The following is a 25,035-nucleotide window of genomic DNA, read 5'->3' as shown; positions in this document are numbered from 1 at the left end:
AAATATTTATGATTTACCGAAAAAAAGATCTAATGAACCATGGAATTCGTTTGTGATGCCAACCAAAAACGACTCCATGGCCATAGATACAGCCAGCTTGATGGCTGTATCCTCTGAATTGTTTCGCAAATATGATATAATAACTTTGCCAGAATCTGCAAATTATGAATGTCAGGACATTTTAAACGTGTTATTACATGCCTCAACATTTTCTACAAACTCTCTTGAATCTGCAAGTAATGACCTCAAAAGCAAAAATCCTGACTTAAGAATCCCCTCAGCAGATACTATTTTCAATTACATCAAAGACAATAATATTGAAGATACTCTTTCTGCTTTCAGAAAAATGAATTTTGAGATTTTCAAGATGATGAAACTTGAAAACACTGTTCATGACATAGCTATTGATTTTCATGATGTTCCATTTTATGGAGACAAAAATACTCCCGGAATTAGGGGCATAAAACCAAAGAATGGCAGTTCGTGGGGTAAATCGTTTTGTACCCTGGATATAATTGGAACTTCTCACTTGACACTTGACGTAATCGACATTAATAGTTTGAACAAGAATTATTCTCTATTCATCGAATCTTTATTCGAAAGACTTAAGGCAATAGGTGTAAAAACAGGGACATCATACCTTGACAAGGAATTTTGTAATAGAGCTGTGATTTCAAAATTAGATGAACTTAAAGTCAATTTTGTTATAGCAGCTAAATCAAATCAGGTTATCAATAGAGAACTTAAAAATCATCAAAAAGAATGGGGAAATACTTCAGTAATTTTTGAATATCAATTTAAGCAAGGAGGACCTTCCTTCAATATTGTGGCAATATATGATGATAAAAAGGAAAAGTACATCCTGTTTGCTACAAACAAAGAGGCAGAATCAACTGAGAAATTTGAAAAGACAATTCCTGAAGAATACCGAAAAAGATGGAACATAGAAACTGGCTATAGAGTGAAAAACGACTTCAAGATACGAACATGTACAAAATCACCAGTAGCAAGAGTATTGTTCTTTGTTATTCAATGCATCATGTACAATGTTCTAAATATGCTAAAGTCAGTTATCGAAATTACAGCTTATGAGCTAAAATCATTAATAAATGAAGACATAAACAAAGCTGTTAGATATGGGCTAAAATCGCTGAATTTTATTCCAGTTAAGGTGTTACTGGAATGTTTGAGATGGTTTAATGAAGAACGAAATCGAGTGCTACGCACTCGATTAACTACAATATAACTTGTATTGAATTAAAAATTGCTAACTTAATAGCTTATGCTATAAAATCACTCGATAAAAAATTATTTTTTGAGAACTGTTAGTGGAAATTATAGATTAAGAATTTTAAACTCTAACCAGTAATAGAAAATATTTTGAAAATGAGTGGGTAAAAAGTAAAATCAATATGTTTTTGTCATTCGGAAGTAAGCCTGATCGGAACTACTGTATTTGAGTCTCTAACTGATTTTTGACCCCATTTAAATCCATTTCAAACCCACACTGGCATAATAGCTTATTATTTTTTGGGAACGGTTTAAATCCTTTCCTTATAAAATCACTGTCAACCTTACTATTGTGAACAAATTTAGCATATAGTTGGTGAACTGTGCCACATCGTGGACAATTTATTTGGGCATCAGCTACTTCAGCATTCCCAATAACGGCTTGAGGAATCTGTGGAGGATTGTTCATTGGAGTTGCATTTCTAAAAAGCTTTTCATCTCCAGTCGCAAAAATCTTGTATGTACCTGTACTGTTAAATAACATTTTGATAATTATCTGTATTCTATAAACTATATCTGCCAGAATAGGATCGCCATCAATTTTTTTGATTTTCAGCCCAATTTCCTCTAAATCTTTAATTTTAAGCGAACGACCATGACTTCTCCATTTGCCATGATTTATTAACTCTGATGCAATCTCTTGGGCTCTTTCCAGCTTCAGTTCTTCTGTAACTTCTACCCCAGTAGTTTCTTTCTGGTTCCAATCTTTGAATTTATATTCAGCAAGCCAGTTAACAACTAAATCTTTAGCAAAGTTTAGACTGTGCTCAACACCTCCTAATTCTCCAGGGCTTATTTGTGCTATCATTGTAGCGTCGAAGGGGTTTAATCTGCCTTCTTTGTTTGCAAGGGCATGTTTATTTTTTATCCACTCCATATAATCATAGGCAGAGATAGTAGATCTTCCGATCCTCATTTGAGCATCAATTGGACCAAGACTACCACTTTGAGTCATCAGGATCTCATTTCCTGAAAGAACAACTATAGTTCCTGCACTTTTTGCTTCACCAGAAACTACGAAATTAACATAGTCAAATTTGCTTCTCAGACACCGGACGATTTCTTCGGCGGCTTCACCACTTCCTCCAGGTGTCTCGATATAAAAATCAAGATTATTGCTGTCAACGCTTCTTAGGAGGTCAAAAATAGTGTAGTAATCATCCATATTTAATGAGATATCAGGTATGGACGGTTTACAGATCGCACTTGCGTATACAATTAAGTAAGTATTCATCTTTTTGTTATATTGTTTTATGAGCTTGAGAAGTTCTGCTTCAAGATCATGTGCACTCATTCCTTTTTTAATATATTCACTCATTATGCCCATTTTTGATCATCACTCACAACCAATTATAAAGTTTGATTATTAACTTCATATGTCCGATACCATTTTAGCTTTTCTATTTATATCTTCGTTTTTGGAATAAGACTTTACTCAATACATTTAAAAATTTACTTTTTACAGTAAAAACATACACATTTTTACTTTTGACCTGAAACCAAAGCCTCCCAATTATTCACTCTGTCTAGAACATGGCTGTTAAGAGTAAAGGGTTATCTGACTTTGTATTCTGCTTCATTGGTCATCGGTCAAGGAATTTTCTTGTCGGTATGCTATCTATTTTAGGGCAAAAGTTAGTTTCAAATTTTGGACACCCGATAGCAGGCTATTGGTTTTAATTTTATTATTCAAAATATATATTAAATTTAATATTCTATGCTTATCGTCAACTTGTTTCAATATATATGTTTCTAAAATACATACAGTACCTGTATATTTATAGTGCAACCGCATTGTAAATCTTGTGACCGTAGATGGAAGAACCAATACTTGACAATTTTTCGTATCATTATCCACCTGAACTTTTAGAAGTTTTGACTGAAACAATTCCAACACTTGTCAAGTCGAAGAAAGCTTTACTTTCATTTTTTAGAAATGCTGGCGTTAGCATTTCTACTTTAAAACCTTATGATGATTTAGTATCAAGAGATAGAAATGCTATCAAGATGTACGATATTTCACGTAATTTGTTGGTAGAGTTGAATGAGCAAGGAGATAAAGCTCTTTCTGCACGGCGTAAGATTCTACAGGCAGTTGTTGATTTTGAAGACTTTGACACCTGCTGTTATGAGAATAGACGTAATGAAGCTAGAGGATTAGTTTGGAAGGTACGAGAAATCGTAAATCGGAAAGATAGCTTCACAAGAATGCGTATTGAAAAAGACAAAGCGGAACTTAAGAATATTCGGCTGAAGGAAGCTGTTTTAGTTGCAGAGCAGAATAAGAAAAAGGAACGTATTAAGAAAGTACATTCTGAATTATCTTCACTGTTTAAAGAGGAAAACCCGCATAAAAGAGGTAAAGCTCTTGAAAAAGTGTTAAATGAGCTATTCGCTTGTTATGGAATTCTAGTTAGTGAATCTTTCACAATATCAGGAGAAAATTCTGAAGGAATTGTCGAACAGATTGACGGAGTAATTCAGTTTGATGGTACTTATTACTTGGTTGAGATGAAATGGTGGAAACAGTCCATCGGTAAATTGGAAATTAACGACCATATAGTAAGTATGCAAGAGAGAGGAGGACAAGTAAGAGGACTTTTCATATCATATTCGGATTATACTGAGCCGTCCATTACAGCATGTCATAATGCTTTAAACTATGGTATAGTCGTGGTGTTGGCAAAACTTGAAGAGATATTCAGATTGCTTGAAACTGAAGCAGATTTGAAGAATTGGCTTGATACAAAGATAAAAGCCGCCCTGATTTACAAAAAACCTCTTTTAATAAGTTTTTCTTAAGTTATGACGAGATGGAGATGGTCAAACCTATTATTTTGAATTATAATTGTTTATATCATTATTTATTTCTTGGAAGTGAGAAGTTGCCAAGTTCAAGTAACTTGTAGAAAGCTCAAAGTCCTCTGACGCTTGCTCTAATTTTCCATTATTGTAATTATAAGCTCCTTCTGCGGCATAGTAACCAGCTTGATATAGTTCATTTAATGTTAACTCATACTTTTCTTTGATAGGTTGAAGACTTGGAGATACGCTGTATAACTTACTGTCGTCTATTGCAATTTGAGTAGCAATACGTAATGCTGTTCCATATGTCCATATATTATGAATGTCGCTATTTAAGGATGCATTACCTAAGTTATCCAAGTCAGAATTAATAACATCAAGATTATCGTCACACGAATTTATCCACTCTGTATCTTGATATTTTGATGCTGTAGATGTTGAAGTTATCTCAGCTGAAGTAGTTGTTTCTTCCTTCATTACCTGTGCTTCGCCGGTCTGTAAGGTCTCAGATTCAACCGCTACATCGGAATCCTCACTTGATTCGGTACACCCAAGAGCCAATGTGACCCCAAGAATTAAAACAAGTACCAGAACTATATGTTTTCTATTCATAACCTCGCCTTTTAAGTTCTCAATATATCTTAATAATCAATACATTCAAATCACTGAAATTCAACGGCTTCTGGCATCTTTTCTGCATTTCTGCCATTCACAACATTAGCCAAGGGATTGAAAAAAGAAAATGACCACAGCAACTACTGGAAGTAAAATCAAAAATAATGTAGCATAAAACACAAAGTTGAGCGGTGGTACAACAAATATATCTGCATCAGAGAAGATTTCAAAAACTGGTGCGCAGAAAGACCATGAAAAGTACAGATATGCAATGTATGAAATGAAACCAAGTAATATTAGAGGTTTCGAGAATTCTGTTTTGCGCTTGATAATTGAATACAGAACACCATAAATGACAAATATAAATAAACCGGCACCCAAGCCGTTTATAAAAATATCAATAGGAAATAAAGATTCGAATCCAACCGCTTCTGACATTTTAAACCCTCTATATATTGTCAATAGAGGGAGTAAATAACTTTTCTGATTTTGTTTGGATTTATAAGGTCTTGATAAGAGAATACTTTCACTCCAAAGTTAATAATTTTATAGGAAGTAATGTATGTAATATACTGTATAATATTGGAGTTGTTGAAAAACTGTGTGTCCAATTTCACTTGACCAAGAGATACAAATAAGTTCAGTAGTGGTTCAATTCTTGACAATAGCCGCATCCGGGTTGTTTATAGGATATCAGATTAAGAGTGCAAAAGAACTGGAAATAGAATCTAGAGTACACGAACAGCGTAAAGATCAGTATACTAAATTAATAACTGTGCTCATTACTACATTTATGGCAACCAAAAAATCAAAAGAAAATCTCAATTCTAAAATACCTTTCAACCAAGATGAGTGGTTTAATGTCAATGTTGGTATGTCACAATATGCTTCAGAAGACGTACTAAATGCATACATAAACCTTATAAAAACACCAAAAGAAGATTCGCAACTGATGATTAGGAAGCTTGGTGATTTGCTTCTAATGATGAGAGAAGAGATGGGCTTTGCTGGCAGTAACCTGACAAGTCGTCAGGTTCTTAGTACATTCATAACTGACGTAAATGATTCTAAATATGACCAGTACTTTGAATGATTGAATTCCCATTCAATGATGAAAGGGCAGAATTATCTGCTCTTGTAATTCTTTTCTTTCATTCTATCCCTCAATTACATAAGTGTTGTTGCTTTCTGCTTAACTGATAGAAATGAAAATTCATTTTGGTCACTCAACTAAAAGAAAAGACAATATACAGAATCAACATAAATTAGATAGGTGAAGTCTAATGGAGAACAAAATGTTGGCATTACTTGCCGTGATGTTGGCAGTTTCTTAACCGGTTACCGTGCCCGATTATTCTCCCGAATGGGATGCGCAGGATTCACTACCGGAAAAGAGGTGAATGCGTCAATAAAATTGACGTGTGCGGCTACTTCACCAATAATTCAAATAACCAATCCTTCTTCTTTTTTCCAGTTGAATACCCCAAACTTACTACGGTTGTATTCTCAGCGTTGATTATATATTAATTGGAACAAAAACCGAAGTTTAATATATGTCACAATGATTTTAAAGAAATAATGGAAGATTCCAAAAGAGCAGAATTAATCGAATTCGCAGTTAAGTATAACGGCAAAGCCGTTGAATCAAATGAAATGGATGCAAACGCAGTTGCAACTTCTTTGTTAGGGCTGTCAACTGCAATAGAAACAGCAAACTCTATTCTTAATGGTTCTAATGCAAAAGTATCCGTTAAAGTACATGGTTCTTTTAGACCAGGGTCTTTCATTATTGATATCGCATCTTTTTATAGTACTCCAAGTGTCATTCAAACTGTTTTTAATTCCGGCAACATTGAAACAGTTCATAATGTTATAGAAACCTTAGGTATTGTAAGTGCTGGTGTATGTAGCGCCGGTGCTGTTACATATAAAACACTCATATGGTTATACAAAAAAATAAAAGGTAAAAAAATCCTCACGAAAAAATCACTTGATGAAAATACCTGTCAAATAACAGTAGAAGGTTGTAACGAGGAGATACCAGTTAATATTATTGTACTTAATTTATATGAAAACAAAAAAATTCAGCAAGCATTAGAAAATGTAGTGTCACCTCTCGACGATGAAGATATGTCTGATATTACTTTCTTAGTGGACGGAAAGGAGCAGGAAAAAATATTAAGAGAGGAAAGAGGCTATTTTCATCTTGAAGACACCGATATTATTGACAAGAAAGAAGACGTCGACCATTTTGTAATCACACAATGTAATTTTGAGGGCAAGCAGACTGGATGGCGTTTGAGTTTTGGCAATTCTCAGCAATCTAAAGGTAAACTCGATGATTTTTCAGTAAAAGTGTTGGATGAAAACTTTCTGCATATGGTTTCTCGAAAAGAAGTAATCATCAGCAACGAGGGAACAGTGATAATTGAGGCAAGATACAGAAAAACAACTCATAAAGCTGAAAGATTAACTGTGAATTGGGAGATATTAGAAGTTTTGAATACTGATTCCCTCACAAATAATCATAAACACCCAAAATATAAAGCTAAAAGTTTCGATGAATTCTAACATAATGCGCTCAATGTAATTGTTTTTCCTGCTGTTTTCCTCATAATTGTTTATCACTAAGTAAGTGAAGGTCAAAGTATTTTGTCTAGATAATACTGAGCTGTTTTCAAAACTCCGATTATTCGTGTTTTTGACCAAAAGCAGATGTTTCATTTAGTTCTACTTATCTTGACCATCACTCCGAATCATTGGTTCAGAGAGATTGGAGGTGGTTTTGAAACAAACTCTAAATAAAAAATCCTTTTTACTAAAACCTTGAGTCTAGCTTTTCATTCCATTTTTTGTATAGTATTATAATTTATTTAACTTATATATTATCTCTAAAGTGAATGCAAGTGTAAAAATAATTAAGACAAGCAGTAACACAAAATTTTCAAAAGTTAATATGATTACTCCTAGTAATTGAAGTAGAATGAGGCAAAAAGCAGATATTGATATACCAACTTCCAAAATAGATGATTTTCTTTTTGCGATGCCATCCTTTTTATCATTCGAGAGAATATCTACTTTGGATAAACCTTCAATTCGAGAGATTACTATTGGAGTGGATAGCCTCTCTAAGCTAATAAATTGAAGAGTAAAATAATCACGAGGATTCAATAGATTAAATTCACAATTTATCGAATTGTCTTCAGAATTAGGGTTTAGAGTCACCTCTATTCCTTTAGGATTTACCTCTATGACGCTACAATCAAGAATTTTCTTATCAAATACAATTTCAATTGGTTTCAAAATTTCACTTATTTTAATGGGTAAAGTTCCTTTGTTTTTTAGTGTGGCTGTAGACACAAAAAGATTGTCTATTACTTTGCCATCGTATTTGATTTCCATTTTGTCTTTGAAATCCTTTTTTATATTCACGACAGAAAGATTTTGAATTTCTTCATATGCTAGAATCTTTTTTTTCCTTTGAAAGTAATAAATAGCGAGAGGTACAATTATGGCTACAGAGACTCCGATTATACCAATATATAAGTTTAGTGTTTGACTATCCATATGCACTTTCTTCTATATCGTCTTTCAAGCGTATTGTGAATATATTAAGGTCTTAATATGAAAAAGCTATATCATAGTCCCCGTAATTAATTCTTTCTTTTTTGTTTTAGTTTGATGAGTTAAATCGCAGTGTATAGCCTTATCCTGAAGGATAAAAGAATATCATATTTTATTTTTCAGCTACAGAAGGAAGGATAAATAATATTCGGCTGAAATAATCCTTGAAAAACGACTTCAGGGTAAAGCCATTAACTTTTCAATTCCTTTCTTTTGTCAAAAAGGGTTCGAATTAGACCACTCGCACTAAAATATGGATATAGGTAAGGCGAAAAAACGGAACTCTTATTCTAAATTAACAATGTGTTGTTAATTGAAGGAACAAGAAAAAAGAAACTTTTTATCTAAATTGTCTTTTTTAGTTCAAAGATTCAGATTATAATTATTACCTGTTCAAGATTTTTTATATGCAATGACGTCTATTTATCTAGCATGAATACTTTTGACGAGTTCCTCCAAGATTATGAAGCTCATGAAAAGGAGGAAACAATCCGTTTTATCACAAGACTAGATGAAGGGAAGGTTGAGCAAAATGAAAGATATCCACCTAAAAATAGGTTCATTAACTTGAAAGAACCAATTGCAGATCCTTATACTAATATATGGAGTGTTGTTCCATTTTATGGTTCAACACTAGCTAAGTTAGTTCCTAAGGACACAAAAAAAGCGTTTGATGAAACCCACGAATTTACAATGGGTTTCAATTCTCATAACATTGATGAAATGATAGATTTTCAAAAAGAAACAGGTCGAATACAATTTGTCCTCAGGATGCCTCCTACCCATTATAAAAATCTAGATTTTCTTGAGCCACTATTTACTGAACTCAAACCTCCAATTATTCAATATGATACAGTATCTGTTATAGGTCATGAATTAGACCAAAAATATAAAAAAGAATTTCAAACGCTAGCTAAGAGTGGTTTTAATAAATATATAATAGATGCGACAGCCTCATTTGGAAATAGCAATATAACCTACTGTTTAGCAAAATTAGAAGATTATGCTAGTCGTTACACTATCCTTAAAGCCAGTGGTTATGATGAATTGGCTGAAGAAATAGGAACTTTAATGAGTATTAACCCTGAAAAAGCTCATTTATGCCTAATGGTCTACGGTTTTTTGATAGCAAACCCTCAAAAAAGTTTATTAAAACCTATATGTCATTATGGAACTGAATTCATGAGCTATGTGAATGATTTAGAAAATAAATATGATTGTGAAATCAATAGCTCTGCTGTCCCTCCTGAGATTGGAAAATTTCTCTTGAATAAACTAACTATATATCCTGAGACAATAAGCGGTTGCACTAAAATAATTCAGGAATATCATGACTATGATTTATACAAAGTGGTTAATGCTCTCAATGAAGGGGTAAAAAGAAATAAAACAGACACGATCGAAGAAAAAAGCAGAAACATGGCTGAGATTCTTGATAATGTTTGGGATGATGCAAACATAATAAGCAAGAGAGCTGACGGGATTAAGTTTGGAGTTTCATTAAGTTTAGGTTTAATAGGAGGGCTTGCTGAAGGAATACCAGGTTTAGGAGTTATGGCATATTTGGGTTTAAAACTGGCTGATTCAATAATAGATTCGCAAAGTAACACCGTTAGCGAGAAGATTGCTAAGTCTATCAGTCCAAATCATCTGGTTTCAATATATGATTTTAAAAATAAGCTTCCGTTGAATCATTAAAATTTTTTTAAGTAGTACCATTAACTAACCTCCTCACAGCCGGAGTATTCAAATTAAGATTTCCATTTTCCCTTATTCTCTGCTTTATTCCCTGAAACCTGCTCCTAGAGACTCCCAGAGCTTCAGCTTCTGTTTGAGACATGTTTAGAATATTGTTCATTATCTCTTGCTTGTTAATGAACTCCTGAGCCCCTGTTACATCCAAAGGCTGATCCTCAATGTTGTTGGCTTCCTTCCCAATGTAAACCAGATAATAAGCTTGAATTTTTTTTTCAAGATTTCGAGTAAGTGGAAACAAAATACAAGCAGTAAAACAGATACTAAAAGGCTTATTTTCGACTAATATGTATTTCTCAAAATAATTTTGCGTTAAAGTTTGGCCAAATCGAAGGAATACTGTACATTCCGGTATACTATGGAATAAATGAGTGAACAAAAGCATAGTCAGAAGATATGTGGAAAAATGAAAGAGTATAGACGTCAAATACAAATTAAAAAAATACATATAGAGACAGTTCATTAATTCTTTTCTAGAAAGCTCCTCGAAGGCTTATTTGACTGATTAAATGCACTAATATGATAATTCATGGTGTTAATATGAGTGATGAAAAAATACCTAAACGTGTAACTATAACAACTAAAGGCAAAACTGTTACACTTCCATGTGAAATGGTACATGGCACTGATGAATTTACCTGTACTACCCCCGAAGGTGAAAAACTCAGATTTAGAGTAGACGATAAAAAAGAACATGTAACTATAATCTCTAAAGATGGAATTGAGACCTTCCCATGTAAAACAATTCCCAATGAAGCCGAACTCACCGGAACAACTGCCACAGGTAAAAAATTCGGTTTTATGATTATCGATCCTGGCATGTTCTCAAAGGAAGATCTAATGCATATGAAAAGAAGGCAAGTTCCTTTGTATGATATATGGAAGTGTATATGTCATGAATCAAACTATGCAGAAGTAAGCGAAGCAATAGGATCTTCTTTCTGTGTGAAAATGGGCACTGATCTTGGAAAGTTCCTCGATAGTTTGGGAGGGCAACCTAAGGGACTATAAAGAGTTTGCATTATCTTCAAGAAAAATGACATTTTTACCCTTCGGTTATATGTGACCTCTCTATATTGCGTTTTTATATCATGTCAATAGGTAGAAGCTGACTGTATGAATGCATATATGAAAAAAATATATGATTTTGAATATTTTACAGTTAAGGAAAAACAATGACATTAAAAAATGGGGATGCGAAACAATCCATTGAAAAATTGAAAGAATATATAGGTCGGCTCGCAAAAAATACGACGAGGGATTTCAATAAAATTTTTTCAATAATTCAGGAGTATCCGTTAATTAGTATATCTTTCATATTTGCAGTAATTTTTTTATTTGTATTCCCATACCTGCAGGTAGATTTACGCGGAATAAATAATGTTACAATAGAGGCTGAACTTGAGAATCAGTACCGTGCAACTTTAGCTCAAATATTAGGCGGGGTTGCAATTGCTATTGGTCTTTATTATACGTGGCGAAGAATTGGTATTGCAGAGAAAGAGTTACAGGCTACTCAGACAACTCTAAAAGTTGCACAGGATAATTTAAAAGTTACCCAGGATAACTTGAAAGTTACTCAGGAAATTGCTGAAAATAACCTGAAAGTTTCTAAAGAGGGGCAAATAACTGAACGTTTTACTCATGCGGTAGATCAGTTAGGAGCTATTGATCAACTTGGGAAAGTAGCAATGGAGATTAGGTTGGGGGGAATATATGCTCTTGAAAGAATATCAAAGGAATCTGAGAATGATTACTGGCCAATCATGGAGATTTTAACTGCTTACGTTAGAAAGAATTCTAGTAGTGATATCGTTGAAAACAAAAAAGTTACTCAAATATCCATGGATATTCAAGCTAACGAAAGTAAAAAGAGCGAATTTCCAAAAGCAAGAAAAATATCATTAGATATTCAAGCAGTTCTTACAGTTATTGGAAAACGTCTACACTCTTTTAATAACGGAGAGAGCACACGTCTAAACTTGGGAATGACTCATCTGGAAGGGGCTAACCTACAAGAAGCTCACCTTGAAGGGGCTGACCTAAGTTGGGCTCATCTTGAAGTGGCTGATCTACAAGAAGCCCACCTTGAAGGAGCTTTCCTAAGTTGGGCTCATCTTGAAGTAGCTTACCTAAAAGAAGCTCATCTTGAAGAGGCTTCCCTCACAAAAGCTCATCTTGAAGGTGCTTACCTAATAGGTGCTCATCTGGAAGGAGCTTATCTAAAAGAGGCTCATCTGGAAGGGGCTGATCTACAAGAAGCCCACCTTGAAGGGGCTGACTTAAGTTGGGCTCATCTGGAAGGAGCTTATCTGCGAGAAGCTCATTTGGAAGGAGCCGATTTTAATATTGCTCATCTTGAGGGGGCTGAACTAAAAGATGCCCACTTTAAAGGAGCTAAACTTATTGGTGTTCATCTTGAAGGTGCTTCCCTCATAAAAGCTCATCTTGAGGGTGCTTACCTAATAGAAGCTCATCTTGAAGGTGCTTACCTAATAGGTGCTCATCTGGAAGGGGCTTACCTCAGTGGTACTCATCTTGAGGGGGCTGACCTACAAGAAGCTCACCTTGAGAAGGCTGATTTACATGAGGCTTTCCTCATAGGTGCTTCCCTCATAGGTGCTCATCTGAAAGGAGCTAACAATTTATCAATTAACCAGCTATTAAAAGCAAAAACACTTTATGAAGCAGAATTTGACGAAGATCTCCGCAGATCATTTAAAGAGAAATATCCAAAAGAATACCAAGTTCTTATTAAAAATCCGAATCCGTACGAATGATAGGGTATTATCATATCTCCCATGTTTTTTTCTCTCTTACTTCCGGCACAACAGCTTCAGAACTCTCCTCTAATCGCCTGTATTCAAGGCTCTTGAAGTAATGAGCAAAAATAGAAAGGGTTTCTTTGTCCCTTCTCAGGTCTTCTATTCTCTGGTCTTTCTCCTGGAGTAATAAACGCATACCTTCAGGATCATGATGTATTTCATCGTGTTTATGGGCAGTGTCTTTTATTGGCTCTGCCTGTACCCTCTGTACATAGCCTTCTATATCGGGCTTTACCCTTTGATATGGATAATTAGAAGGGTCTTTTAACTATCCCCTACTCTTTTTATTACGGTCTATTCTAAGGCTCATAGAGAGCGTATAGGATAGGTATGTAGAAGTTCCTTGTACTCTTCTATATGTGCCCTCTATGGGCTTATATGTGCCTCTGTGCTAGGCGGTGCGGTGCTGTGTTGCTAAGATATGGCTCTGGAAGAGATTAGATTGAATCTTCCACAAGGAAGGATTCCTCTCTATGGGAGTGGCGGATTTTCACTTTCAGTTCATATGTTCAAGTTAAGCCTTGTCTATTCATAGTAATTCTTTTCAATTATTTTTCCCACTTCATCTACGCCTGCCGCATACGAAAGTATGAGTTCTGTGTTTGATAACATGGATTATCACCAAATAGTGTGTTATGTAATACTATTTTGAGATTAATAGGATAACAAATAAGATTTAAATAATTATAAATATCACTTGCTATAAAAAGGGATATGGTAAAATTCGGTAGCAGATAACCGGAATGAGGATTAAAAAGGGATTAAAAAAAGGAAAGAGGGTTTAAAGCCCTCTGGAAGTTATTGTAATGGTAATGGCTGGCAGTTTAAAGCCAATATTCACTATCATACTGTGTTAATTCTTCTCCTTCTGCAATCTTCTTTACAACGTTTTTCATCTTTTCAAATTCATACCTTTCAACTTCTACGGCGGCATTTCTGGCTCTATACATCTCATTTTCTGCTTTTATCCTCTTGTAATTTTCATCATCAGTTACATTTCCAGATTTTCCAAATGTCAGATATGGGACACATTTTTTTATGTATTCAGGTTTCATTTTCTCTAAGTCACAATGGAAATATGAATTGTTAGCGCCTGCGGGCTTATGTCCCATTAACCGGTCAACAAAGAAATAGTCGCATCCAGTATCAGGTTGCATGAGGGTCGAGAAAAAGAATTTACGCATTTGGTGACTTCTAACTACATTCCAGCCGTTTGGGTTTACCTTTTTTGAGTTTATTGCCAGCCTTGCATACATTCTTGTAAATCCAACCTCAGTAAGTTTTCTTTGCTCTTCTGCGTCAGGGTCTTGAGGATTATATTTTGCACGTTTCTTTTTCTTTTTCTTTTCAGAATTCTCTTCAGAATTCTCTTCAGGGTTCTTTTCAGGGTTCTTTTCAGAATTCTCTTCAGAATTCTCTTCAGAATTCTCTTCAGGGTTCTTTTCAGGGTTCTTTTCAAACTTCCCAACAATCCGCTCTTTGATGAAGAGGTATCCATCATCGTTCCATACATGCTGGTATGGTGCTGACGGTCTGTTTCTGAATTTAAGGTATGCTTTAACAGCTTCAGAAGCCTCCGGTGTCAAGAATGTAATAAATTCCACTGGTGTTCTCGATAGGGTTTTTATCCTTACCCACGGTATTGCTGTGACTCCGGTTTCTGGGTCATAACCATTCCAGAAATTCCGCACCTTTAGGTTGCATATATCAATCATTGACAGCCCGCTTGTAGCTCCAACAAGAATTACAGCCCTTTCGAGCGGGTCTGCGATGTCCAATAACGCATAAATATCAGCCTTTGTTATGAATCCAGTGTTTTCTTTTTTGGGCTGAGGTGATATTTTTATAACCAAATCTGGAAAATCTTTTATATAATGACTTCTATAAAAACTATTTACAGCATTAATGGCGTTCAGGATAACGCTTGATGATGTTTTGTTGATTTCAAGGTACTCTATGAAAGCCTCACGGCGGGTTAATACTGCCCTGCGGCTGATTGAAACATTACGGGTAACTTCATCCTCTGCTTCATCAAGTAATTGTTCTGGCGTTAGCCCCGTGAAGTCAATGTATTTCTGAAGCCCCATAAGATAATTTTTTTCGGTTTTTGGTCTTTTCCGAATCCTTTTAAACCATGTCTTGACAGCTTCATAATTTCGTAATTCGTCATACTTAGCCATTTATCCCACCGACTCTATTAAATATATTAAGCTATTGTATAATAAATAATTCCATAGAGTTGAATAGTCAGCCAAAAATGACGCACGTCTTATTTATAGCCAGCCAAATAAATTGATTGTAAGGATAAAATTTAGGAGGTTTTTGGGCATGGAAATAGATGCCATAGACAAGCTGGTTTTTCATGTAATCGAAAAGGTTGCAGAAGATGAATGTGATCTCGATGAGGTCGTTGAGTTTGTCATTTCTTTTTCACGTGAGCACTCTCTTTCGCCAGAGACCCTGCTGAAACTCTCCTTTATTTTCGGCAACGATAAGATGTACAGGGAAAGGTATGTATTTTCCAGGGCATGCGCCTCACTTTTCTCAGGGAAAATGCGGGAAGAAGCCCATATGGAGGCAGGAAAAACAGCCTCTTTGCTGGGGCTTGGGGGTCTTGCTGCCAGGGAATTTGAAGAGGTGCTTGAGGAAAATCCGGGAAATATAGAAGCTCTCTGCGGATACGGAGCCATGCTTGCCGAGCTCGGGGAACTCGAAGCTGCAAAAACCCAGTATGAAAGAGCCCTTGAAATCTATCCTTTCCATATTGATACTCTCTGCAATTACGGCTGCCTGCTTTACAGGCTCAAGGACATGGACGGCGCCGAAGAAGCGTACAAAAAAGCCCTTCTCCTTGACCCGAGGCATGTTGGAGCTCACTGCGGTTATGGAATTTTGCTTTACAAACGCGGGCAAAAAATCGAAGCTAACTACCATTATACCCGGGCGCTTGAAATTGACCCCGGGCATGTGGAGTCCAATTTCCGCTACGCCCGCCTCCTTAAAGAAAAAGGGGAGCCCCTTGAAGCTGAAACCCACTACATAGCAGCCCTCAAAGCAGATCCGGAAAGCCCGAAGCTCCACCTGTTCTATGCCCGTCTGCTTGCAGAACATGGAATTGTTCATGGGGCAAGAGTGCACTTCAGGTATGCCCTTAAAATTGACCCCGGGGATGTGGAAGCTCACTGTGAATATGCAAGGCTGCTTGCCAGGTTCGGGCACAGGCACGAAGCTGAAGTCCAGTACAAAAAAGCCCTCGAACTAGATCCCGGACATTTCGGAAGCCTTTGCGGATACGGAGATCTTCTGAAAGAAAAAGGGCAGTACGCAGAAGCCGAAGAAATCTACAGGCAGGCAGAATTTTCTAAGCGGAGTGCCTGGTAATAAATTAATAAGTCTTATCTGCTCAGTCAAGTACAGCCTCAGGTCAGCACAATTTCGGGTTAGTAGAACCTCAGGTTAGTACAAGTTTCAGGTTAGTGGAGCCCTAATTCAATACAGCCTCACCGGCTCAATTCCCATTTTTTCCATGAGGCAGGCCGGGATATCAAGTACCTGAAGGACCGAGTCAATTACTATTCCGTCGGAGGTTGCGACAACGAGGTTATTTTTGGGATTTCCACCTTCGGTTTTCAGGTCGAAATCCGTAGTTTTTGAGGTACGGGCCTCACCTGAAATCTCGTGTTCCTTAAGTTTGCGGCGGATAAAGCCTGCAAGTTCTCCGCTTCGGCTGATCTGTACATCAAGAAGGAAGGTCACTGACTTCGGGCAAGCTTCGGAGATAAATTCAAGAACAGAATCCAGAGCTTCCTCGATATCTTCAGCCTGACGCGCCTTGCTGAAGTAGTAGCGGGTGTCCCTTATATATCCATCGTCGCAGAACCACATGGGCTCATTTTTCAGCAGGCTGTCCACGCTGAGGAGGACATTGTATCCGTCAAGGAGAAGATTCCTATCTCTTATGCCGTTGCAGGCTATTTTTTTCCTGACTCTGGATACGATTTTATCCGGAGGCATGATCACCCTTGTGAGAATATGCCTTTCCTCGACACTGAGCTGAGAGTGGTCGGCCACGAAGCGGATGGTTGCAAATTTAGGATAACCCCAGCGCAGAATGCTTCTAATGTCTCTGGCAGGCTTCAGCAGTTTTTCTTTCAGGTCGGGTCCGGGAAAAGCAGCAGAACTCTCTTGCATAATTTCTCCTTTCAGGAAGGAAGTTCTTTAAATGAGTGAAGATATATGTTATATATACATATTTGCGCGAATAAAAATGGCAATTTGTGCTGCCAGGCAGTCGATGTGCCTGTGTGCCTGCCGGTTTTTATTCCGATTTTATTCGATTTAAGCCTGGTTTTCAGCCGGAAGCCAGCTTATGGTTCATATGTGAGGAAGGTCTATGGCTCCGGTGGAGGGTTCTGTTATGGAAGTATTGTGGCTGGCTCAGGAAGAGGTAAAAAGCGTTGTGGATATGCATTCTGATATGCTGGTAGTGGAAAGAGCTTTCAGACAGCATGGGCTTGGTAAGGTGCAGATGCCCCCCAAATCCTATCTTTATTATACGGCTTACAACGGTGACCTGAGGACAATGCCTGCATATCTTGAAGAAGAGGACATTACAGGTGTAAAAATCGTAAACGTCCACCCTGGGAACCCCATGCGTAACCTTCCTACGGTTATGGCGCTGATTATACTCATCTCCCCCGAAACCGGTGCTCCTGTGGCAATTATGGACGGGACTTACCTGACTGACATCCGGACAGGAGCAGCCGGAGGGATTGCTGCAAAATACCTTGCAAGAAAGGACTCTAAAGTTATCGGCCTTGTAGGTGCGGGAAACCAGGCAAGGACGCAGCTTGAAGCTCTCTGTGAAGTTTTTGAGCCCGAAGTTGTGAAAATCAATTCCAGGACAAAAGAAAGCTGTGAACAGTTTATCCGGGATATGGCAGATTTCGTGCCCTGTGAAATCCGTTATGAGGAAAGCATTGAAAAAGTGTGCGACTGCGATATCCTTGTCACGACAACCCCTACTAGAAAACCAATCGTGAAAGCCAGCTGGATTAAAGAGGGGACCCATATAAACGCAATAGGGGCAGATGCGGTAGGAAAAGAAGAACTCGACCCCGAACTCCTCCTCCGCTCCAAGATCATTGTCGATGATATGGTACAGGCGCTCCATTCAGGGGAAGTAAACGTTCCCCTTTCGAAGCACTATATCTCGGAAAATGACATTCATGCCCAGTTTGGAGAAGTTATTGCTGGCTTTAAACCTGGCAGGACAAGTGAAGAGGAGATTACGATCTTCGACTCCACAGGGCTTGCGATTCAGGATGTCGCAACCGCTCACATGGTTTATGAGAGGGCAGTCCGGAAAGGACTGGGCAGGCAGGTCCGTATGTTCTGAAATCTGTTAACTATTTTCTTTTTTCTACTTTTTGTCCCCACACTTTTTTAATTTTATTACTTTTTCGCCAGTCTCTGATTAACTGGTTTATCTATCCGGAATCCAGATAAGGAATACCTCAGTTTTCTTTCCCTGCGCCGCGTGGGACCGAGACCAGTCGCCAGCCAGATAAAATATAATCTGTAAAACAACACCGCAATTGAGATACACAAAATATATTTAAGAAATGTCCCCCGGTTCAAGAGGATATTTCCCTTTATCCTGAAAACCGATTTTCAATTTTAAGGTAAATATGAACGTCTCTACCAGCTTGTCTGGCTACTCGTGTGGTGATCTTAGATCAGTAAGATTAATTCGTAAGGAATAAATACTTAACAGCAAAAACAGGTATTGTTGAATGGTTAACTTTCTGGGATTTATTAGTCCTCTACGAGCAAACATACCAGTCCCCCAAATGGTATCAAATTTTCTTTCCAAAATAACCCCCATATTCTCCCCCTCTAACCATTCAACAACTCTTTTTTAGGCACAGGATTTCAATACAGAAAAAAATAGAAACTATGTATCTAGAAGCTATGTATCTCATCAAAAAATTCTAACAGACAACTGTACTTTATTTAATGCTATATTTTTTCCTTAAATCTCGTTGTCTGTATAAATAGTAACGGGCCTTCTTTCTGATTGTCTTGTTTCTTAATCTAATTAAGTAGGACAAATTCACAATACATAAATAGTTAGCGGTAAAAATTATTAGACGTTGAGCGGGTTCTGGGGAGCAGTTATACCTCCAAGAGCATTGTACTTTACCCCAATAATATCATTTTTTTAGTTCCGAATTTCCACCATGTTCTCTCCAGAATCTGCTCAACACCTGTTTTAAAACTTATCTCAATTCCAACCCGTTTCAGGATATTGCAAACCTTAAGGTGGGTACTATAAGTAACAGGTAATAACAGGTTCAGGTACTGCAGGAAAGCAGCACCTGTCGAGAGTGTTTTCAGTACTCAATTTCTCTTTGTGGGCCCGGGTATTTTCAGATCCCTGCAATTTCGTAGAGCTTTTCCATGTCAATGTTTTGCTCAAATACCCTTGCGAGTTCCTCATAGGCGTCGTTTTCGCTTACGATTTCTTCAGGCCTGTATTCCAGCCCCTTTTTCTTGAAGAGGTACTGAACAAGGGCATTTCTGATATTCCCATTGTCAAAGAGCCCGTGAAGATATGTACCGATCACCAGGCCTTCTTCATCAATGGCTCCATCGTTTCCGAAAACAGTACGGTTTGAATCCGTAACTCCCATGTGAATCTCATAACCTTTTATTTCTTCCCCATCTATGGATTTCAGGATAGGACCATAGCCGTTAACTTTCTTTGTTACCTGGATTGTCCTCTTTTTATACTCCCCGAATCTGGTTCCTATATTCAGAAGCCCCATACCTTCAAACTCAGCTTCGACTCCATTTTCCACTCCTGAGTCAAAGATAGTCCTGCCAAGCATCTGGTAACCGCCACAGATCCCGAAGATCGGGATTTTTCCTTTGAAAGCCTGGATTTTTTTTTCCATCCCGCTTGCCCTGAGGTCGAGAAGGTCATTGATCGTGTTCTTCGTGCCAGGGATCATGATTGCATCAGGGTTTCCGAGTTCTTCGTCAATGTCTACGTAACGGACTTTTACGAGTCCCTCCAGGGGTTCAAAGTCCGTAAAATTTGAGATTCTGGGAAGGCGGATTACAGCGATTTCAATTTCTTTCTCGGTCTTTGAATCTTCTTTATCTCCGAGTGATACTGAATCTTCCGAGGGGATGCGGAGCTTGAAATGGGGAAGGACTCCGAGCACAGGGATTCCGGTTTTTTCCTCAAGCTGCTTAAGTCCAGGCTTCAGGATTTCAGGGTCGCCCCTGAATTTATTGATTATAAACCCTTTGACATTCTTCTTTACATCCTCGGGCAGAAGGGCAACTGTGCCGTAAAGGCTTGCAAACACGCCTCCCCTTTCTATATCTCCGACAAGAATTATGGGAGCCTGAGTGAGCCTGGCAGTACCTATATTTACGATATCCCTTTCATAGAGGTTGATCTCTGCAGCCCCTCCGGCTCCTTCCATAACAATAACGTCGTGTTCTTTCCAGAGCCTTTCTAGAGCTCCTTTAAGGACTTTATGCATCTCTTCAATGGAATCGTAATACTCGCCTGCACTCTTGTCAGCATAGGGTTCACCCAGCAGGATTACCTGGGAAACACGATCCCCCTTTGGCTTCAGGAGGACAGGATTCATGTCTGCAGTGGGTTCGGTGCATGCGGCTTTCGCCTGGATTGCCTGTGCAATCCCTATCTCTTTTCCGTCTTTTGTGATCCAGGAATTCAGGCTCATGTTCTGGGCCTTGAAGGGGGCAACCCTGTAGCTTCTAGACAGGATCCTGCATATGGCAGTCACAACTGAACTTTTCCCAACATGAGAGGCGGTTCCCAGGATTAAGAGGCTTTTCTTCTCCATTTTTACCATACCTTCTGCTCGAACACGTATTTTTTATATAATTCAGGTAAAACTAAAAATTTCAGTAAAACTGACAGTGAGATTTTTGTTCCCAGAGCGATAAATCAAGTAAACTTGCTTTGATTTAATAATTGTCATCTTATACTTCAACTAAAGAATAAATACTTTCGGATTCACTGCAGGTTTTGTTTATTTCATTCAATAAATTATTGATTTCTCAAATTTTTTTATCTTCTCAACCTCCGGTGATCTCTTATTAATCGGTTGGTTATCCTGAAATATTCGAAGATGGAATTTTCACTCCTGTTCATTTTTTCTTACATTTTTTATCCTGTTCCCTGTTCCTTTCATGTCAATATTTTCTCCTTACTTTTCCTTTGTTCCGTTTTTACATGTATCTCAATATCGTTTTTTCTAGCTCCTGGTTTTTTTTCTCTGTTTCTCCTTCGGCAAGGGGTAAAAATAACCTGTTTGTCCGGCTGCATTTCTTTTAAATATGATCCGAACAATCTTTTTGTTATAGATTCTGGGAAAAAAGACTATGAAAACCGTTCTCTTCTTACTTATCTCATTTCTGATCTCAGTCATTCCGGCCTCTGCGGCAGACACTTCTCAGGTCGACGGAACAGGTTCAGCCCGCATAACCGAACTCTACAGTGACCTCGAGTCCTTTGATGTAACCCTTTACTCAAACCAGCCGGAAGAGAACCTGACCCTTGAGGTATTTCTGGTCAGGCCGGATAGGGGAAATGAAGAGGTTATTGTTGCACAGGCATTCTCAACTGGCAGTTTTCCTGCGAATACGAGGGTCACGAAAGTTGGCTTCTGGAATATCAGGAATGCCGAACGCGGGGCTTACACTTTGAAGGCAAGGCTTCTTAAACAGGGGAAGTTACTTTCTGAATCGGAATATGGTTTTGTTTACGGCAGCAACTCCGCTTCCAAACTTCAGGTCGATGATCTCGTCCCCAACTCCGAAGGAATCACTGTTGTGCTTTCCCCCACTCAGGCTTCACTTTTTGATCTAGAGTATATGCTTGTAGACGGACATAATGTCCTTTACAGTACAAAAATCGAAAAGGCATCTCTAACCAGCGTTCCAGAAGCTTTTTCTGCGTCTTGGGGGACTCTTCTCGAAAACAATAAAGAGTACACAGGGAGAGTGAAGGTTCAGGTCTATTCCCCCAACAGGGGGTTTATCGCTTCAACAGAGAATTTCACTTCTGTAGACGATGCAGAGATTACTGACATCTACCAAGATGAAACCGGAGCAAGTGCAACTGTTTTAGGGCGTTCCCAGGTGCCTTTTGAAGGAAGCCTGGTTTTTTCCGTATATGAACTGCAGGAGACTTCGGAGCGTGGCAGTTCTGTGTTTGTTGAGTCCATCCGGGAAAGGGTTCCCGTACTGCTGAATGATGACGATGAGACGGTTGAGGTTGCCTGGAAAGAAAGGCTCACAGAAGGAGTCTACAGGCTTGAGATCGAACTTTTTGGCAACAACGGAGATGTTATCGAACGCAGGGAAACCATTATTGAGTCTGATCTTTCCCCATCGAATGCGAGTGAATTAAGCCCTGGCACAGGGAACGAAACCTCAGGTGAAAACGGCGGAAACGGCATCCCGGGCTTTTCGGTTGCTTTCGGAGTCACAGGACTTGCAATGGTTTTCACCCTTTTCAAAAAGCTGCATTAAAACCCTTCCTGCGTAAAAGAACTGGTACAAATCAGGAAAAAATTAGACTGAAGTTCAAAAAAGCCGTGAATATCATGCGTTATGAACTCTTTATTGCCCTCAGGCAGATCCGGGCAAGAAAATTTCAGACTCTCCTGTCGGTAGGCGCAATAGCCCTTGCTGTGATGTTACTCACGGTTTCCCAGGCTCTCATGGTGGGTTTTACAGGGGAGCTTTACAATACTACCGTTAACAAGCTCCCTCACGTTTCGGTCTCTCCACAGGAAGGTGAGGATCACATCTATCTCTACGGGACTCTCATGGAAGAGATCAGTTCAATCGAAGGAGTTGCTGCAGTTTCCCCTTTCCTGACGGGGCAGGCTTCTTTCAGGTTCAAGGACAATTCCCTCAATGCCGAGCTTAAAGGTGTGATTCCTTTACAGGAAAATGAAATCAACTCTATTGAAGAAGATATTATCGAAGGCGGTTTCCGTGAACTCGAGTTTTCAAGAAATACGGTGGTTATCGGCTCAAGGCTGGCAGACAAACTTGAAGTTAATCTGGGCGATTCTATAGACGTGTCTTTTCCGAATGCAAATCCTCTTTCGCTCCGAATTGTGGGAATCTTTCATACGGGTTCGCCTCTGGATGAGTCCCTGACCTACACTTCTCTGGATACTGCTCAGGATTTTTACGACGTCTCGGATGTGGTTAATGGTATTTCAGTCCGGCTCAGGGATTTCAATACGGATCGGGAAGTTGCAACCGAGATCGAGGAAACCGGTTATAAGGCAAAGGGCTGGACAGAGACCAATCCTGCAATCCTCCGTACCATTGCTATTGAAAGCACTTCAAACAATGTTGTATATGGCCTTATTATTGTCATAGCCTCTTTTGGCGTGGTCAGTACCCTGAACCTTTCGGTTATCGGTGCAACAGGCCAGATAGGCATGCTTCGAGCTATGGGTGCCTCGGTCTCAAGCATCCAGAAGATCTTCATTCTCCAGAGCGGGATTTTCGGACTGCTGGGAGCCCTTGTCGGTACTTCTATTGGAGTCCTTATAGCCCTGGCAATAGGCGGATATGAAATCCCGGCAGCTTCTTCAGATGTCTACAGTGGTATTACCTTTATCCCGATTGTTGTCCGCGCTCAGGACATCGTGTTAATTGTTGCTGCAGTTTTTCTGTTGAACCTGATTACTGGAATATATCCTGCGCAACAGGCGGCGAAGCTGGACCCTGTAAAAGCAATAAGCACAAGGTGAAATTTCTGGAGATTTGATTCACACCCTTAAATGAGAATATAACCTGCAGGAAGCAACACTTAAAAAAATGTAAAACTTAATACAAATAATGGTACAGATATAATGATACAGATATGTATAAATCAGCACATAGCTATGTTGAATAAGTATATTCTACAAATGGAAAGACCTCTGTTAAAATAGTAACTTCCAGGTTTCTCCTCTTTTTATTGTTTCATCCAAATTAATTTGTAAAAGTAATAAAATTAGTACTGCTCTTAAAAAAATTAGTAATGCTCTTATAATTATTGCTGGCATTAAACATTTCAATGTGAGCTAATATGTAGCATGGATTGAAATTTCAATGCCGGTAATTATATATCTTTTTTGAAGAATTATTACTTATTTCGCAAGCATAGCGAACAAAAGCGAACAAAAAATACTTTGTGCAGGAATTCTCATCAACTGATCATTGCGTGGGAATTCTACTTTCATATTTTTTTATCCTCTTAAGCCTGAAACATTTTTTTTTATAGGGATTTATATTTTGATTGCCCTGACCTCTTTTTGATTATCCTAACTTTTTTTGATTATCCTAACTTTTTTTTCAAAATGATCTTTAATTTTTTAGATATATCAGAAGTTCTTAACGTTTATTGTCCGAATACTTAATCGAAATTCCTAAAATTGTCCTGTCAATTGAAATATTCAATTGCAATCTCTGAAAGTCTCTCGAAATTATTCTGGATATCACTGTTTTTTACACCAGATACAAATATTTATATTCTTTGGTAGATAATTTTTCTTTAATGGACGACAGCAAAGAATACCAGCTTTATCTTGAAGCTCTTGACGAAGAGAATTCTGCGTGGAAAAGAAGGACGGTTGTAAAGAAACTCAGTGAATTCAAAACTGAAGAGTCCCTCTACTATCTGAATGAGCTTGTTGTTGACAGGTACTGCGTAGTTCCGGATTGGCTTAAAAAGATTGCAAGAGAGTATTACGTATGTCTGTGCCTTGAGTTTCTTTAAAAACTTAATTTTCTAACCGGCTAATTCCCTCAGGCTATATTCTCTCTTGCCACGAATGCTATAGCCGACCTGTCGTAAAAACTTGAGTAAAAACAGTCTTGTTAATGCATACTTAATCCCTTTTTTTATATTCATGCCGATTTTTTTCTATCATATTTATTATTTGTTCTTTATTATTTGTTCTTTATTATTTGTTCTTTATTATTTTCTCTTTTCATGTCTTTTATAATAACTATTTATTTTTATATCTGACTATCGACAGTAATGGTTATATATTAATCTGTA

Annotated in this window: 21 protein-coding genes; 12 read left to right on the top strand and 9 right to left on the bottom strand. The window is 38.0% G+C overall.

Annotated features, from left to right (window positions below; all coding sequences use genetic code 11):
• The first annotated feature begins 55 nt into the window (after positions 1-55).
• Entirely contained in the window at positions 56-1,246 is a 1,191-nt protein-coding gene (locus tag MSWH1_RS18340) for an ISH3 family transposase (protein ID WP_082088035.1), read from the top strand.
• Positions 1,247-1,447: 201 nt separating this feature from the next.
• Here MSWH1_RS18340 and MSWH1_RS10990 read toward each other — a convergent pair whose 3' ends face one another.
• Positions 1,448-2,617 carry a peptidase gene (locus tag MSWH1_RS10990; protein WP_048128503.1) on the bottom strand — a complete coding sequence of 390 codons (1,170 nt, stop codon included), beginning with the start codon at positions 2,615-2,617 and terminating at the stop codon, positions 1,448-1,450.
• A gap of 488 nt (positions 2,618-3,105) precedes the next feature.
• On the opposite strand from MSWH1_RS10990, the gene MSWH1_RS10985 reads away from it, so the two are divergent.
• Positions 3,106-4,092, top strand: a complete 987-nt coding sequence (locus MSWH1_RS10985; RefSeq protein WP_048128501.1) for a restriction endonuclease — start codon at positions 3,106-3,108, stop codon at positions 4,090-4,092.
• Between the two features lie 30 nt (positions 4,093-4,122).
• Here MSWH1_RS10985 and MSWH1_RS10980 read toward each other — a convergent pair whose 3' ends face one another.
• Both MSWH1_RS10980 and MSWH1_RS10975 read right to left on the bottom strand, forming a co-directional pair.
• Entirely contained in the window at positions 4,123-4,707 is a 585-nt protein-coding gene (locus MSWH1_RS10980) for a hypothetical protein (RefSeq protein ID WP_048128499.1), read from the bottom strand.
• Between the two features lie 105 nt (positions 4,708-4,812).
• The gene (locus MSWH1_RS10975) at positions 4,813-5,148 is read right to left on the bottom strand and encodes a hypothetical protein (RefSeq protein WP_048128497.1); all 336 of its coding nucleotides are present in this window, start codon (positions 5,146-5,148) and stop codon (positions 4,813-4,815) included.
• A 220-nt stretch (positions 5,149-5,368) separates the two neighbouring features.
• Between MSWH1_RS10975 and MSWH1_RS10970 the strand changes: the two genes are divergently transcribed.
• Together MSWH1_RS10970 and MSWH1_RS10965 are read left to right on the top strand one after the other, a co-directional pair.
• Entirely contained in the window at positions 5,369-5,803 is a 435-nt protein-coding gene (locus MSWH1_RS10970; protein ID WP_156148156.1) for a hypothetical protein, read from the top strand.
• A 434-nt stretch (positions 5,804-6,237) separates the two neighbouring features.
• Complete coding sequence (locus MSWH1_RS10965) at positions 6,238-7,281, top strand: hypothetical protein (protein WP_197074590.1); 1,044 nt, start codon at positions 6,238-6,240, stop codon at positions 7,279-7,281.
• 291 nt (positions 7,282-7,572) lie between these two features.
• Here the strand turns inward: MSWH1_RS10965 and MSWH1_RS10960 are convergent, their stop codons facing one another.
• Complete coding sequence (locus MSWH1_RS10960; protein ID WP_048128490.1) at positions 7,573-8,277, bottom strand: hypothetical protein; 705 nt, start codon at positions 8,275-8,277, stop codon at positions 7,573-7,575.
• Between the two features lie 489 nt (positions 8,278-8,766).
• Between MSWH1_RS10960 and MSWH1_RS10955 the strand changes: the two genes are divergently transcribed.
• Positions 8,767-10,032, top strand: coding sequence for a hypothetical protein (locus MSWH1_RS10955; RefSeq protein WP_048128488.1), 1,266 nt, complete (start codon positions 8,767-8,769; stop codon positions 10,030-10,032).
• A 7-nt stretch (positions 10,033-10,039) separates the two neighbouring features.
• Here the strand turns inward: MSWH1_RS10955 and MSWH1_RS19185 are convergent, their stop codons facing one another.
• Positions 10,040-10,330: a hypothetical protein gene (locus MSWH1_RS19185; protein WP_156148155.1), complete on the bottom strand. Its 291-nt coding sequence runs from the start codon at positions 10,328-10,330 to the stop codon at positions 10,040-10,042.
• Between the two features lie 299 nt (positions 10,331-10,629).
• On the opposite strand from MSWH1_RS19185, the gene MSWH1_RS10945 reads away from it, so the two are divergent.
• Together MSWH1_RS10945 and MSWH1_RS20230 are read left to right on the top strand one after the other, a co-directional pair.
• Positions 10,630-11,100 (top strand): hypothetical protein, encoded by a 471-nt coding sequence (locus MSWH1_RS10945; protein ID WP_048128483.1) that lies wholly within the window; start codon positions 10,630-10,632, stop codon positions 11,098-11,100.
• 164 nt (positions 11,101-11,264) lie between these two features.
• The gene (locus MSWH1_RS20230) at positions 11,265-12,869 is read left to right on the top strand and encodes a pentapeptide repeat-containing protein (protein WP_048128482.1); all 1,605 of its coding nucleotides are present in this window, start codon (positions 11,265-11,267) and stop codon (positions 12,867-12,869) included.
• Between the two features lie 10 nt (positions 12,870-12,879).
• Here the strand turns inward: MSWH1_RS20230 and MSWH1_RS19175 are convergent, their stop codons facing one another.
• Positions 12,880-13,050 carry a hypothetical protein gene (locus MSWH1_RS19175; protein ID WP_156148154.1) on the bottom strand — a complete coding sequence of 57 codons (171 nt, stop codon included), beginning with the start codon at positions 13,048-13,050 and terminating at the stop codon, positions 12,880-12,882.
• Between the two features lie 688 nt (positions 13,051-13,738).
• On the bottom strand, positions 13,739-15,094 hold the full coding sequence (locus MSWH1_RS10935; protein ID WP_048128478.1) for a hypothetical protein: 1,356 nt from the start codon (positions 15,092-15,094) through the stop codon (positions 13,739-13,741).
• A gap of 148 nt (positions 15,095-15,242) precedes the next feature.
• On the opposite strand from MSWH1_RS10935, the gene MSWH1_RS10930 reads away from it, so the two are divergent.
• Positions 15,243-16,295, top strand: coding sequence for a lipopolysaccharide assembly protein LapB (locus MSWH1_RS10930; RefSeq protein WP_048128473.1), 1,053 nt, complete (start codon positions 15,243-15,245; stop codon positions 16,293-16,295).
• Positions 16,296-16,403: 108 nt separating this feature from the next.
• On the opposite strand, the gene MSWH1_RS10925 is transcribed toward MSWH1_RS10930, so the two are convergent.
• Positions 16,404-17,105, bottom strand: coding sequence for a DUF434 domain-containing protein (locus tag MSWH1_RS10925; protein ID WP_048128470.1), 702 nt, complete (start codon positions 17,103-17,105; stop codon positions 16,404-16,406).
• Between the two features lie 226 nt (positions 17,106-17,331).
• Between MSWH1_RS10925 and ala the strand changes: the two genes are divergently transcribed.
• On the top strand, positions 17,332-18,312 hold the full coding sequence (ala, locus tag MSWH1_RS10920; RefSeq protein WP_048130430.1) for an alanine dehydrogenase: 981 nt from the start codon (positions 17,332-17,334) through the stop codon (positions 18,310-18,312).
• 1,033 nt (positions 18,313-19,345) lie between these two features.
• Here ala and MSWH1_RS10915 read toward each other — a convergent pair.
• Positions 19,346-20,803: a cobyric acid synthase gene (locus MSWH1_RS10915; RefSeq protein WP_048130428.1), complete on the bottom strand. Its 1,458-nt coding sequence runs from the start codon at positions 20,801-20,803 to the stop codon at positions 19,346-19,348.
• 541 nt (positions 20,804-21,344) lie between these two features.
• Between MSWH1_RS10915 and MSWH1_RS10910 the strand changes: the two genes are divergently transcribed.
• The 3 genes from MSWH1_RS10910 (at position 21,345) to MSWH1_RS10900 (ending at position 24,750) form a co-directional block, all read left to right on the top strand.
• Positions 21,345-22,496 (top strand): hypothetical protein, encoded by a 1,152-nt coding sequence (locus MSWH1_RS10910; RefSeq protein WP_048128468.1) that lies wholly within the window; start codon positions 21,345-21,347, stop codon positions 22,494-22,496.
• 74 nt (positions 22,497-22,570) lie between these two features.
• A complete protein-coding gene (locus MSWH1_RS10905) occupies positions 22,571-23,740 on the top strand; it encodes an ABC transporter permease (protein WP_048128466.1) in 1,170 nt (389 codons plus the stop codon).
• Between the two features lie 788 nt (positions 23,741-24,528).
• Positions 24,529-24,750, top strand: a complete 222-nt coding sequence (locus MSWH1_RS10900) for a hypothetical protein (protein ID WP_197073965.1) — start codon at positions 24,529-24,531, stop codon at positions 24,748-24,750.
• The last annotated feature ends 285 nt before the right edge of the window (positions 24,751-25,035 follow it).

This window comes from Methanosarcina sp. WH1, assembly GCF_000970005.1.
Classification (GTDB): Archaea; Halobacteriota; Methanosarcinia; order Methanosarcinales; family Methanosarcinaceae; genus Methanosarcina.
Note: the sequence above shows the minus strand (reverse complement) of the source record. Positions and strands in the feature narration are given on the sequence as shown.

What these genes read in the sequence shown, in the direction of transcription:
- MSWH1_RS18340 (WP_082088035.1), top strand. Translation starts at nt 56, where the DNA reads ATGCCAACCAAAAACGACTCCATGGCCATAGATACAGCCAGCTTGATG.
- MSWH1_RS10990 (WP_048128503.1), bottom strand. Translation starts at nt 2,617, where the DNA reads ATGGGCATAATGAGTGAATATATTAAAAAAGGAATGAGTGCACATGAT.
- MSWH1_RS10985 (WP_048128501.1), top strand. Translation starts at nt 3,106, where the DNA reads ATGGAAGAACCAATACTTGACAATTTTTCGTATCATTATCCACCTGAA.
- MSWH1_RS10980 (WP_048128499.1), bottom strand. Translation starts at nt 4,707, where the DNA reads ATGAATAGAAAACATATAGTTCTGGTACTTGTTTTAATTCTTGGGGTC.
- MSWH1_RS10975 (WP_048128497.1), bottom strand. Translation starts at nt 5,148, where the DNA reads ATGTCAGAAGCGGTTGGATTCGAATCTTTATTTCCTATTGATATTTTT.
- MSWH1_RS10960 (WP_048128490.1), bottom strand. Translation starts at nt 8,277, where the DNA reads ATGGATAGTCAAACACTAAACTTATATATTGGTATAATCGGAGTCTCT.
- MSWH1_RS10955 (WP_048128488.1), top strand. Translation starts at nt 8,767, where the DNA reads ATGAATACTTTTGACGAGTTCCTCCAAGATTATGAAGCTCATGAAAAG.
- MSWH1_RS10945 (WP_048128483.1), top strand. Translation starts at nt 10,630, where the DNA reads ATGAGTGATGAAAAAATACCTAAACGTGTAACTATAACAACTAAAGGC.
- MSWH1_RS20230 (WP_048128482.1), top strand. Translation starts at nt 11,265, where the DNA reads ATGACATTAAAAAATGGGGATGCGAAACAATCCATTGAAAAATTGAAA.
- MSWH1_RS19175 (WP_156148154.1), bottom strand. Translation starts at nt 13,050, where the DNA reads ATGCGTTTATTACTCCAGGAGAAAGACCAGAGAATAGAAGACCTGAGA.
- MSWH1_RS10935 (WP_048128478.1), bottom strand. Translation starts at nt 15,094, where the DNA reads ATGGCTAAGTATGACGAATTACGAAATTATGAAGCTGTCAAGACATGG.
- MSWH1_RS10930 (WP_048128473.1), top strand. Translation starts at nt 15,243, where the DNA reads ATGGAAATAGATGCCATAGACAAGCTGGTTTTTCATGTAATCGAAAAG.
- MSWH1_RS10925 (WP_048128470.1), bottom strand. Translation starts at nt 17,105, where the DNA reads ATGCAAGAGAGTTCTGCTGCTTTTCCCGGACCCGACCTGAAAGAAAAA.
- ala (WP_048130430.1), top strand. Translation starts at nt 17,332, where the DNA reads ATGGAAGTATTGTGGCTGGCTCAGGAAGAGGTAAAAAGCGTTGTGGAT.
- MSWH1_RS10915 (WP_048130428.1), bottom strand. Translation starts at nt 20,803, where the DNA reads ATGGAGAAGAAAAGCCTCTTAATCCTGGGAACCGCCTCTCATGTTGGG.
- MSWH1_RS10910 (WP_048128468.1), top strand. Translation starts at nt 21,345, where the DNA reads ATGAAAACCGTTCTCTTCTTACTTATCTCATTTCTGATCTCAGTCATT.
- MSWH1_RS10905 (WP_048128466.1), top strand. Translation starts at nt 22,571, where the DNA reads ATGCGTTATGAACTCTTTATTGCCCTCAGGCAGATCCGGGCAAGAAAA.
- MSWH1_RS10900 (WP_197073965.1), top strand. Translation starts at nt 24,529, where the DNA reads ATGGACGACAGCAAAGAATACCAGCTTTATCTTGAAGCTCTTGACGAA.